The sequence below is a fragment of the Exiguobacterium sp. s138 genome, from assembly GCF_018618775.1.
Lineage (GTDB): Bacteria > Bacillota > Bacilli > Exiguobacteriales > Exiguobacteriaceae > Exiguobacterium_A > Exiguobacterium_A artemiae.
Window position 1 is genome coordinate 44,104 of sequence record NZ_JACSMW010000010.1, and the last position, 10,385, is coordinate 54,488.

Below are 10,385 nucleotides of genomic sequence, written 5' to 3' on the forward strand. Positions count from 1 at the left end.
AAGCCCCTAAGCGCTACAAATCGTCTGGGCTCCCAATCAACTTTATAGAGAAAGGGGTATAATTGATGGCGAAACAAGATGTAATCGAAGTGGAAGGTACGGTTATCGAACCGCTTCCAAACGCGATGTTTAAGGTGGAGTTAGAAAACGGCCACACGGTCCTCGCGCACGTCTCAGGAAAAATTCGGATGCACTTCATTCGGATCCTACCAGGAGATAAAGTAACGGTTGAGTTGTCACCATACGACTTGACTCGCGGACGGATCACATACCGTTTCAAATAAAAACTCCGATTTTTTCAGGAGGAGGTATTCACAATGAAAGTAAGACCTTCGGTTAAACCGATCTGTGAAAAATGTAAAGTTATCCGCCGTAAAGGCAAAGTAATGGTTATTTGCGAAAACCCTAAGCATAAACAAAAACAAGGGTAATTAAACAAGGAGGTGCACACATGGCACGTATTGCTGGTGTAGATATTCCACGTGAGAAACGCATCGTTATCTCACTCACTTACATCTATGGTGTTGGTAAAACAACTGCTCAGAAAGTCTTGAAAGAAGCTGGTATCTCTGAAGATACTCGTACTCGTGAATTGACTGAAGAACAACTCAACCAACTCCGTGATGGATTAGATAAAGTAAAAGTTGAGGGTGACCTTCGTCGTGAAATCTCACTCAACATCAAACGTTTGATCGAAATCGGTTGCTACCGTGGTGTTCGTCACCGTCGTGGTCTTCCAGTTCGTGGTCAAAACACTAAAAACAACTCGCGTACTCGTAAAGGCCCACGCCGTACAGTAGCGAACAAGAAGAAGTAAGGGAGGGTAAACTAAGATGGCAAAACGTAAACAGAATGTTCGTAGTAAACGTAAAGTCAAAAAGAATATTGAATCTGGTATCGTGCATATCCGTTCAACATTCAACAACACAATCGTTACGATCACTGACATGCAAGGGAATGCAATCTCTTGGGCAACTGCAGGTAACATGGGCTTCAAAGGCTCACGTAAATCTACTCCATTTGCTGCGCAACTCGCTTCAGAAACTGCTGCGAAAACAGCAATGGACAACGGTATGCGTACTGTAGAAGTTAACGTTAAAGGTCCTGGTGCAGGTCGTGAAGCTGCAATCCGTGCGCTCCAAGCAATCGGTCTTGAAGTAACAGCGATCCGTGACGTAACTCCAGTTCCGCACAACGGTTGCCGCCCTCCAAAACGTCGTCGCGTGTAACCCGTCTTGTACTGCAAAGCGGGAATTCGAGTAGACTTTTGTTGATCGTTTGACCAAGCAAGGCAGTAGAAACGTGCACAAGACGGTTGGCGATTGAACGCGATGGCCAACATGACGATATTCAAGGAGGGGTTCAGATGATCGAAATCGAAAAGCCGAAGATTGAAACGGTCGAATTAAGCGACAACGCTACGTTTGGTAAATTCGTGGTAGAACCGCTTGAGCGTGGATTCGGTACAACGCTTGGTAACTCATTGCGTCGTATCCTATTATCTTCACTTCCGGGTGCTGCAGTCACTGCAGTCCAAATCGATGGCGTTCTTCATGAGTTCTCGACGATTGATGGCGTTGTAGAAGACGTTACCCAAATCATCTTGAACCTCAAGAAACTCGCCCTCAAAGTTTACTCGGAAGAAGAGAAAACACTTGAGATCGATATTCAAGGCGCCGGCGTTGTTACTGCAGCGAACATTACGCATGACAGCGACGTCGAAATCCTCAACCCAGAACTCCACATTGCAACACTTGCAGAAGGTGCATCACTTCATATGCGTCTGACAGCTCGTCGCGGCCGTGGTTACGTTCAGGCTGAAGATAACAAACGGGACGATATGCCAATCGGCGTCATTCCAATTGATTCGATTTACACGCCAATTCAACGTGTAAACTATCAAGTTGAAAAAACACGTGTTGGTCAGGATGCGAGCTTCGATAAGTTGACGCTTGATGTTTGGACGGACGGTTCAATCCGCCCTGAAGAAGCAGTGTCGCTCGGTGCAAAAATCATGACAGAACACTTAAACATCTTTGTTGGTCTTACGGACGAAGCGCTCCATGCCGAAATCATGGTCGAAAAGGAAGAAGATCAAAAAGAAAAAGTACTTGAAATGACGATCGAAGAACTCGATCTTTCAGTTCGTTCGTACAACTGTTTGAAACGTGCCGGCATCAATACGGTTCAAGAACTCGCAAACAAGAGCGAAGACGAGATGATGAAAGTTCGTAACCTCGGACGTAAATCACTCGAAGAAGTTCAAGCGAAGCTCGATGAACTCGGACTGGGCCTACGTAAAGAAGACTAAAACTATTAATTGCACGAAGGAGGGAATCCATCCATGGCATACTCGAAATTAGGCCGTACAAGCTCACAACGTAAGGCACTTTTGCGTGACCTTGCGACTGATCTCATCATCAATGAGCGTATCCAAACTACAGAACAAAAAGCGAAGGAACTTCGTCCAGTCGTTGAGAAACTCATCACTTTAGGTAAACGCGGTGATCTCCACGCTCGTCGTCAAGTTGCATCGTTCGTTCGTCGCGAAGCTGCTGGTCAAAACGAAGCTGGTAAAACACAAGATGCAATCCAAAAGTTGTTTGCTGATGTGGCACCACGTTTTGCTGAGCGTCAAGGTGGTTACACACGTATCATGAAAATGGGACCACGTCGTGGTGACGGCGCAGAAATGGTCATCATCGAACTCGTTTAATTTTTAAATGATTCGAATAAAAGGGCAGTGCGTAACTCGCTTCTGCCCTTTTGTTACAAATGAAATTATTTTTGATTTGATGAAGGAGGAGCAGACATGACAAAGCTGATTGAGTTGGAACAGGTGACCTACCGTTACCCGGAACAAGAACAACCAGCCTTACGGAATGTCTCTCTTTCGATTCATTCGCAGGAATGGGTCGCGATCGTTGGACACAACGGCTCCGGAAAATCAACGCTGACGAAGCTGTTTAACGGATTGTTGCTTCCTGAAGAAGGAACGGTTACTGTCAATGAGACATTCTCAAGTGCGGTACCGGAGCAACTGTGGGAGATGCGCCGCGCAATCGGTATCGTCTTTCAAAATCCGGATAATCAATTCGTTGGCACGACCGTGCGCGACGACGTGGCATTTGCCCTGGAAAACTGGGGTGTGCCACGCGAGGAAATGGTTCGTCGTATCGACGACAGTCTAGCGCGCGTTGGCCTTACGGATTTTGTTGATCGGGAACCCCATCAACTATCCGGCGGACAGAAGCAGCGTGTCGCAATCGCCTCGGCGCTTGCGATGCGCCCTGATGTTCTCGTGCTCGATGAAGCGACATCGATGCTTGATCCGATTGCACGAACTGAGGTTATGTCGACCGTTCAGGAATTATATGAGCAACACCCGATGGCCGTCGTTGCCATTACACATGAACTCGATGAGGTCTTACGGGCCAGTCGTGTCATTGTCATGGATGCGGGGCAAATCGTTTTAGAAGGGACACCGCAAGAGGTGTTTGCACAATCCGCGTTTCTTGAGCAGATTGGACTAGATGTTCCATTTGTCGTCCGGGTGCAGGAGCAACTTTCAGCACGTGGTCTTACTTATGAGGACACGATACTAGATGAAAGAGACTTGGTGAACCGCTTATGCCAATCTTAATCCAGGAATTAAACTATACGTACCAACTCAATAGTCCGTTTGAACGAGTCGCGCTGCGTGATGTGAATCTTGAGATTCCGTCAGGGGCGCTTGTTGCGTTTGTAGGGCATACCGGTTCCGGGAAGTCGACACTCGTCCAACACATCAACGGCTTGTTGAAACCAACAGCTGGGAAGGTACAGGTCGATGACATCATCATCGAACCGAAACGAAAACAAGATTTAAAAGCACTCCGGAAACGGGTGGGTCTTGTCTTTCAGTATCCGGAATATCAATTGTTCGAAGAAACCGTCTTGAAAGATGTCATGTTTGGTCCGATGAACTTCGGTCACGCACCGGCAGAGGCAGAACGGTTAGCGAAAGATGCCTTACGTACCGTTGGACTCGATGAAGTCTTTTGGTCACGTTCTCCGTTTGACCTGTCTGGTGGGCAAATGAGGCGTGTTGCGATTGCGGGCGTACTCGCTAGTCAACCAGACGTGTTGATCGTCGATGAACCGACAGCAGGACTCGATCCGCAAGGACGGAAGCAGATGCTTTCTCTCTTTGCCGAGTTGCATGCACAGTCAGGAATGACATTGCTGTTGATTACGCATGACATGGACCAGGTGCTGGAATATACGAACCGTGTCGTCGTCATGGAAGAGGGCCAGGTTGCGTATGACGGAGAACCAATGGGTCTATTCCGTCAAGAAACGTTACTGCGTCAATTCCATCTCGATTTACCCCACGTCCTGGCCTTTGCCTGGCAGATGGCCGATCAATTGAACCAACCGCGTCCGGCGCTTCAGACGGAAGCGGAATTGATCGACTGGATTTTGCATGTACGGGAGGATAAACGATGATTGTAGGACAACATATACCGGGAACGTCGTATTTACATCGTTCGTCTGCCGTTGCGAAAATCATTTTTGCTTTCTGTTTTATTCCGCTTGTCTTTTTGGCCAATAATGCGGCAACGAATATTTTTTTACTGCTGTTTACGTTTTTTGCGTTAGCGAGCAGTAAATTACCGATTCGTTACGTCTTAAAGGGGCTCCGGCCGATCTTATTCTTAATTATCTTTACGTTTATCATTCAACTGTTGTTTACGCGTGAAGGGGCCGTTCTGTTTGAATTCGGCTGGTTCAAGATTTATGAAGAAGGATTACGTCTCGCGATCATCGTTTCGCTCCGCTTCTTTTATCTGGTCTCGATCACGACACTCGTCACGTTGACGACGTCACCGATCGAACTGACGGATGCGATTGAGTTGCTCCTGAAACCGTTTAAGGTCGTCCGTGTCCCGACCCATGAAATTGCCTTGATGTTGTCGATTTCACTCCGTTTCCTCCCGACCCTGGCGGAAGAGACGGAAAAAATCATGAAAGCGCAGCAGGCACGCGGGGTCGATTTATCGGCGGGACCGATCAAGGAACGTCTGCGGGCGATCATTCCTTTGTTGATTCCACTGTTCATCTCGGCATTTAAGCGGGCGGAAGATCTGGCAACGGCGATGGAAGCCCGCGGATACCGCGGCGGTGAAGGACGGACCCGGCTCCGTGAATCCAAGTGGACAACACGCGATACGGGATTGATCCTGCTTCTGGTCGCCCTCGGACTGTTGCTGGTGTATTTACGGGGAGGATTTTGATGCGACGCTTTAAATGTACGATTCAGTATGACGGAACGGACTATTCCGGGTATCAAGTGCAACCGAACGGTCTGACGATTCAGGAAGTCCTCGAGAAGACGCTTGGACGGATGCACAAGCACCCGGTCAAGGTCATCGGTTCCGGACGTACGGATGCCCGTGTGCACGCACAGGGACAAGTCATTCATTTTGATACGGAGCTTTCGATTGCACCGGCAAGCATGGTGAAGGCTTTAAATACGTTATTACCGGACGATATTCGTGTTCGGGACTGTAAAGAGGTCGCTTCTGACTTCGAAGCAAGGTATGATGTAGTAGGGAAAGAGTACCGGTACTTCGTGCGCCGGACGGAAAATGCGTTTCGGCGTCATCAATCCGTCCTGATTCCGTATTCGCTCGATGTTGCGCAAATTCGTCTGGGATTAGCGCATTTAGTCGGGACTCATGACTTTAGTTCGTTCTGTGTCGCGAAGACAGAGACGGACAATCGTGTTCGGACGATTTATGAAGCGGAACTGATCGAACAAGGGGAAGAACTGATTTTTCGTTTTCAAGGAAGTGGTTTTCTCTACAATCAGATCCGGATCATGGTCGGCACGTTGCTTGATGTCGGACGCGGTCGATTTGCCCCGGATGACATCAAACGGATGCTCGAAGCGAAGGATCGAAACGTCGCTGGTGTGACGGCACCACCGCACGGGTTATACCTTTGGGAAGTTTTCTACCCAGAGTCTAAAAAAGGCATTTGACATTAGCCGCTAAAAAACATACAATGTTTATTGGCATTTCATTTATTATGAAACCACAATCTTAGCCCCGTACACCTAAGATTCTGATAGATTCAAACAGTGAATAAATGAAAAATCAAAAAAGAAATTTTTAAATTCCTTAGGAGGTATTTTACATGCGCACAACTTTCATGGCGAAAGCTACTGATGTAGAACGCAAATGGCTCCTTATCGACGCAGAAGGCAAAACACTCGGTCGTCTTTCGAGCGAAGTTGCTTCACTTCTCCGCGGTAAGCACAAACCTACGTTCACACCACACGTTGACTGTGGGGATCACGTTATCCTCATCAACGTTGAGAAAATCGTTTTAACTGGTAACAAACTCGACAAAAAGGTCTACTACCGTCACTCTGGTCATCCAGGCGGCTTGAAGCAGACTGTCGCACGCGACTTACTCGCTAACAAACCTGAGCGTATGCTTGAACTCGCGATCAAAGGGATGCTTCCAAAAGGTAGCCTCGGTCGTCAAATGTTCAACAAACTCCACGTTTACGCTGGAGATACTCATAAGCAAGAAGCACAACAACCAGAAGTTTACGAACTTCGCGGTTAATTAATACGAATTTAGGAGGAACTACACGATGGCAGATGTACGTTACTACGGCACTGGTCGCCGTAAACACGCGGCAGCTCGCGTTTTCCTCGTTGCTGGAGACGGTAAAGTCACAGTTAACGGGCGCGATATCAGCGAATACTTCGGTTATGAAACATTAATCATGACTGCAAAAGAACCACTTGTACTCACAGAAACAGAAGGCAAATACGATATCATGGTAACGGTCAAAGGCGGCGGCTTCACTGGTCAAGCAGGCGCAATCCGTCACGGTATCTCACGTGCTCTTCTTCAAGCGGATCCAGACTTCCGTGGAACACTTAAAGCTAAAGGTTTCCTCACACGCGATGCTCGTATGAAAGAACGTAAAAAATACGGTCTTAAAGCAGCACGTCGTGCACCTCAGTTCTCAAAACGTTAATCGTTTTATCTCTCATCCTTACGGGTGGGAGATTTTTTTATGTCAAAAGACCGTTCTTTAATTAAAAAAAGCGGTCAAACAATGGTCTGTCGTTCAAAACGTACGTCGTCGTATTGTTCGGATGAGGAATAAGAGTGCTGTGAGAGCAATAAACGTCAGCGGGATACTCCGGAGGAAAAGATGCTGTAAAAATGCAAGAGGATCATTCGCCGTCTGTGAACCGACTGCACCGGTAAAAGACGTCTCCTGACTTAACACCGTGCTGTTTTCAGGGAGAGCGGGTTGATAAGCTATATTTGCTTCATGCCCTGCATAAAAGTAAATTGCATAGCCGATATGTAAGAGGACTGCGATGACGCTTGCGAAGACTAACAGTTTTTTTATCAAAAAACTCCTTTTTCCGAATGATTGGATAAGAACACGTCCATCGTCAAGTATACCGGATTCGGTTTTTGGGAACAGGTTACAAAGGAGTGTGATGAAAGATGACAGTATCAGTCAGTTGGTTACTCGAACGAGCCAACCGGAAATTAAATGTTCCGGGACTGTCGCCGGAAGTTGCCCGGAAAACACGCCAGGTCATCCGTGAACTCCATGTCAGAGGGATTTACGTCGGTGTGGCTCAAGGATTCCGCTCCTATGCCGAGCAGGAGAAGTTGTATGCACAAGGACGGACGACTCCGGGGGCAATCGTCACGAACGCCCGGGGGGGACAATCGAATCATAACCAGGGCATTGCCGTTGATCTGTTTCAATATTCCATGGACGGCACGGAAGCGATCTTTAATACGGATGAAAACTTTCAGCAAATCGTTCACGCCATGAAGCGGCAGGGTTTTTCCTGGGGCGGGGATTGGAGCGGCTTTAAAGACTATCCTCACTTTGAATTAAACAAAACGACGACAGACGTCTTGGTGCCTTATCCGGGGAATCCCCTTTATAAAGGAGCCGTCAACATGAACAGCCGGGACATCGAGCGGATTCAGCGGGCAGTCAAGGCGACGGTCACGAAACGCTTTGATGCGGAAACAGCGGAGAAAGTACGTGCTTACCAAAAACGGCAAGGACTTACGGTCGATGGTGTCGTCGGACCCGCAACGTGGAATCGGATGTTTTAAACACGCCGGGATCCCCTTTTTGCAGTTGCGAAGAGGGAGGTCTCTTTTTTTAATCTCCTTTTCGTCCGTTTCCTTGGTGTCGTCAAGGAAATGTCATGCTTTCCGAGTCGAAATGTGCAAGCGCTATCTTATTTTTGTTATACTGAAATGGATTAAATCGAACGTTCTCAGGGGGAAGGCATTATGTTGAATGAACAAGAAATTCGCGAGGTAGTCGGGCAAATGATCGATCCGACGATTGAACGCTCGCTTACAGATACGAATGGGATTCGGGATGTCCGCATCAAAGGAGACTATGTCAGTCTTAAAATCGCACTTGCGCAAGCAGGATCCGGCGAACAGCTTGCGTTACAACAACAGATCGTCAAAGAGTTGAAAGAAAAAGGATTCAAGACGGTTGGGTTACGTTTTGAGGCACTCGGCGATCACGGTATTCAAGCAGCAACGACACCGTCGATTCTTAAACCAGAGTCGGGCACGACGTTCATTGCGATTGCTTCCGGTAAAGGTGGCGTCGGAAAATCAACGGTTTCTGTCAACTTGGCAGTTGCCCTCGCACGGGCGGGCAAAAAAGTCGGATTGATTGATGCAGATATTTACGGATTCAGTGTACCGGACATGATGGGCATTGAAACCCGTCCGACGGTCGTCAACGACCGGATTGTTCCACCTGAACGGTTTGGCGTTAAAGTCATCTCGATGGGCTTCTTCGTCGAAGACAATGCACCTGTCATCTGGCGTGGTCCGATGCTCGGAAAGATGTTAAACAACTTCTTCTCTGACGTCGAATGGGGCGACCTCGATTACTTACTTCTTGATTTACCACCGGGTACAGGCGACGTGGCACTCGATATTCATTCAATGTTGCCAAGCTGTCAGGAACTGATTGTCACGACACCACACGCAACTGCGGCATTCGTCGCTGCACGTGCAGGAGCGATGGCGATCAAAACCAACCACCGTTTACTCGGAATCATCGAGAATATGGCGTATTTCGAAAGCAAGGTAACGGGCGAAAAAGAGTATGTGTTTGGTTCAGGCGGCGGAGAGAAGTTGTCAGAAGCGTTAAAAACAGATATTCTAGCTAAGATTCCACTTGGACAGCCGTATGCAAATGACACGGACTTTGCACCGTCGATTTACCGTGACGACCATCCATTTGAAACACACTATAATGAACTCGCAGCGCGTGTCATCGAAAAAGTAGAGGGATAATGAATGAAGACTAGAGGATTTTTGAAGCTGTTTTGGATGACGCTCCTGATCGGGACGCTCGCCGGCTTCGTGTTTAACCTTGTCGCTGAACCGGGTTATGTCCGCAATCAATCGATCAGCGGATATGTTACAGCCCTGGCTTACAGTAGTACATGGACAGCCATCAGTTTGATGGGATTCTTTTCGTATCTGATCCTTCACCGGGTCGGACTCGATATTTTCCGGGGAGCTAAGCTGTGGGACCGGGTTCAAATCGTCTTAATCGCATTTGCGTTATTCGACGGAATCTACCTTCGCGGTCTTGCTTTCGGATTTGAAAAAACAAACCTGTATATCGGAGAGATGGTTGTCTTATTGATCATTGCGTTTTTTGTCGCTCGGACGAAAGCCCGCGAGACAAACTTCACGGCGTTCGTGCCGACACTCTTTTTGATGACAGTCATCACATTGATTGAATGGGTTCCGGCTCTTCAGGCGACACAAGACAAACGGATGTTATGGGCGGCACTTGCCACATTACTCGTTTGTAATGCGTATCAGATTCTGATGTTGCACCGGTTGCAGGAAAAACCGGATTCAGCGAATGCTGCGTCGGGGAAAAGAGCATAAAAGAAAAGAGCGCCGCGCTACCGTTTTATCCGGTCAGAGCGGCGTCCATCTTTTTTTAATGTTTTTTTAGAAAAACAGTTGACGTAAAAAACAAGAGTTGATATATTAATACATGTCGCTGAGGCACACGCCACACAGACACGTCGAAAACGAAAAAAACTTACGGAAAAAGTTATTGACACCAGTTAATAGTTTACTGTAAGATTTAAAAGTCGTCAAACGACATATCGGACTTTGAAAACTGAACGATGAGGCAAAAAACGTATCTTCGGATACAAACAATGAATGAAGCGCAAGCTTCGTCAACGTGACTTTGGTCACAAAAACGAGCAAGTCAAACACTTTATGGAGAGTTTGATCCTGGCTCAGGACGAACGCTGGCGGCGTGCCTAATACATGCAAGT

At 47.5% G+C, this 10,385-nt stretch carries 15 protein-coding genes and 1 rRNA gene; all 16 read left to right on the plus strand.

Annotation, left to right across the window (positions count from 1 at the left end):
- Window positions 1-65: 65 nt before the first annotated feature.
- Window positions 66-284: a translation initiation factor IF-1 gene (infA, locus tag KNP91_RS14900; protein ID WP_012369032.1), complete on the plus strand. Its 219-nt coding sequence runs from the start codon at window positions 66-68 to the stop codon at window positions 282-284.
- 33 nt (window positions 285-317) lie between these two features.
- Complete coding sequence (gene rpmJ, locus KNP91_RS14905; protein WP_003156543.1) at window positions 318-431, plus strand: 50S ribosomal protein L36; 114 nt, start codon at window positions 318-320, stop codon at window positions 429-431.
- A 20-nt stretch (window positions 432-451) separates the two neighbouring features.
- Window positions 452-817 carry a 30S ribosomal protein S13 gene (rpsM, locus tag KNP91_RS14910; protein WP_012369033.1) on the plus strand — a complete coding sequence of 122 codons (366 nt, stop codon included), beginning with the start codon at window positions 452-454 and terminating at the stop codon, window positions 815-817.
- 16 nt (window positions 818-833) lie between these two features.
- Window positions 834-1,229, plus strand: coding sequence for a 30S ribosomal protein S11 (rpsK, locus tag KNP91_RS14915; protein ID WP_012369034.1), 396 nt, complete (start codon window positions 834-836; stop codon window positions 1,227-1,229).
- A gap of 137 nt (window positions 1,230-1,366) precedes the next feature.
- Window positions 1,367-2,311 carry a DNA-directed RNA polymerase subunit alpha gene (locus KNP91_RS14920; RefSeq protein WP_012369035.1) on the plus strand — a complete coding sequence of 315 codons (945 nt, stop codon included), beginning with the start codon at window positions 1,367-1,369 and terminating at the stop codon, window positions 2,309-2,311.
- A 33-nt stretch (window positions 2,312-2,344) separates the two neighbouring features.
- On the plus strand, window positions 2,345-2,716 hold the full coding sequence (gene rplQ / locus KNP91_RS14925) for a 50S ribosomal protein L17 (RefSeq protein WP_012369036.1): 372 nt from the start codon (window positions 2,345-2,347) through the stop codon (window positions 2,714-2,716).
- A 96-nt stretch (window positions 2,717-2,812) separates the two neighbouring features.
- Complete coding sequence (locus tag KNP91_RS14930; protein WP_026826922.1) at window positions 2,813-3,643, plus strand: energy-coupling factor ABC transporter ATP-binding protein; 831 nt, start codon at window positions 2,813-2,815, stop codon at window positions 3,641-3,643.
- The gene (locus KNP91_RS14935; RefSeq protein WP_214850833.1) at window positions 3,631-4,488 is read left to right on the plus strand and encodes an energy-coupling factor transporter ATPase; all 858 of its coding nucleotides are present in this window, start codon (window positions 3,631-3,633) and stop codon (window positions 4,486-4,488) included. The genes KNP91_RS14930 and KNP91_RS14935 overlap by 13 nt, the downstream gene beginning before the upstream one ends.
- Complete coding sequence (locus KNP91_RS14940; RefSeq protein WP_012369039.1) at window positions 4,485-5,276, plus strand: energy-coupling factor transporter transmembrane component T family protein; 792 nt, start codon at window positions 4,485-4,487, stop codon at window positions 5,274-5,276. Before KNP91_RS14935 ends, KNP91_RS14940 begins: the two co-directional genes overlap by 4 nt.
- A complete protein-coding gene (gene truA / locus KNP91_RS14945; RefSeq protein ID WP_012369040.1) occupies window positions 5,276-6,025 on the plus strand; it encodes a tRNA pseudouridine(38-40) synthase TruA in 750 nt (249 codons plus the stop codon). Before KNP91_RS14940 ends, truA begins: the two co-directional genes overlap by 1 nt.
- A gap of 155 nt (window positions 6,026-6,180) precedes the next feature.
- Window positions 6,181-6,618, plus strand: a complete 438-nt coding sequence (gene rplM, locus KNP91_RS14950) for a 50S ribosomal protein L13 (protein ID WP_012369041.1) — start codon at window positions 6,181-6,183, stop codon at window positions 6,616-6,618.
- A gap of 28 nt (window positions 6,619-6,646) precedes the next feature.
- The gene (rpsI, locus tag KNP91_RS14955) at window positions 6,647-7,039 is read left to right on the plus strand and encodes a 30S ribosomal protein S9 (protein WP_012369042.1); all 393 of its coding nucleotides are present in this window, start codon (window positions 6,647-6,649) and stop codon (window positions 7,037-7,039) included.
- A 485-nt stretch (window positions 7,040-7,524) separates the two neighbouring features.
- On the plus strand, window positions 7,525-8,157 hold the full coding sequence (locus KNP91_RS14960) for a M15 family metallopeptidase (protein WP_214850836.1): 633 nt from the start codon (window positions 7,525-7,527) through the stop codon (window positions 8,155-8,157).
- A gap of 183 nt (window positions 8,158-8,340) precedes the next feature.
- On the plus strand, window positions 8,341-9,372 hold the full coding sequence (locus tag KNP91_RS14965) for an Mrp/NBP35 family ATP-binding protein (protein WP_012369045.1): 1,032 nt from the start codon (window positions 8,341-8,343) through the stop codon (window positions 9,370-9,372).
- A 3-nt stretch (window positions 9,373-9,375) separates the two neighbouring features.
- A complete protein-coding gene (locus KNP91_RS14970; protein WP_214767222.1) occupies window positions 9,376-9,981 on the plus strand; it encodes a KinB-signaling pathway activation protein in 606 nt (201 codons plus the stop codon).
- A gap of 342 nt (window positions 9,982-10,323) precedes the next feature.
- A 16S ribosomal RNA gene (locus KNP91_RS14975) occupies window positions 10,324-10,385 on the plus strand; the annotation flags it as partial.

Bases quoted from the DNA above. Each gene is read 5' to 3' on its own strand.
- KNP91_RS14940 (WP_012369039.1), top strand. From the start codon at position 4,485: ATGATTGTAGGACAACATATACCGGGAACGTCGTATTTACATCGTTCG.
- rpsI (WP_012369042.1), top strand. From the start codon at position 6,647: ATGGCAGATGTACGTTACTACGGCACTGGTCGCCGTAAACACGCGGCA.
- KNP91_RS14930 (WP_026826922.1), top strand. From the start codon at position 2,813: ATGACAAAGCTGATTGAGTTGGAACAGGTGACCTACCGTTACCCGGAA.
- rpsK (WP_012369034.1), top strand. From the start codon at position 834: ATGGCAAAACGTAAACAGAATGTTCGTAGTAAACGTAAAGTCAAAAAG.
- KNP91_RS14935 (WP_214850833.1), top strand. From the start codon at position 3,631: ATGCCAATCTTAATCCAGGAATTAAACTATACGTACCAACTCAATAGT.
- infA (WP_012369032.1), top strand. From the start codon at position 66: ATGGCGAAACAAGATGTAATCGAAGTGGAAGGTACGGTTATCGAACCG.
- KNP91_RS14965 (WP_012369045.1), top strand. From the start codon at position 8,341: ATGTTGAATGAACAAGAAATTCGCGAGGTAGTCGGGCAAATGATCGAT.
- KNP91_RS14920 (WP_012369035.1), top strand. From the start codon at position 1,367: ATGATCGAAATCGAAAAGCCGAAGATTGAAACGGTCGAATTAAGCGAC.
- rpmJ (WP_003156543.1), top strand. From the start codon at position 318: ATGAAAGTAAGACCTTCGGTTAAACCGATCTGTGAAAAATGTAAAGTT.
- KNP91_RS14960 (WP_214850836.1), top strand. From the start codon at position 7,525: ATGACAGTATCAGTCAGTTGGTTACTCGAACGAGCCAACCGGAAATTA.
- rplQ (WP_012369036.1), top strand. From the start codon at position 2,345: ATGGCATACTCGAAATTAGGCCGTACAAGCTCACAACGTAAGGCACTT.
- rpsM (WP_012369033.1), top strand. From the start codon at position 452: ATGGCACGTATTGCTGGTGTAGATATTCCACGTGAGAAACGCATCGTT.
- KNP91_RS14970 (WP_214767222.1), top strand. From the start codon at position 9,376: ATGAAGACTAGAGGATTTTTGAAGCTGTTTTGGATGACGCTCCTGATC.
- rplM (WP_012369041.1), top strand. From the start codon at position 6,181: ATGCGCACAACTTTCATGGCGAAAGCTACTGATGTAGAACGCAAATGG.
- truA (WP_012369040.1), top strand. From the start codon at position 5,276: ATGCGACGCTTTAAATGTACGATTCAGTATGACGGAACGGACTATTCC.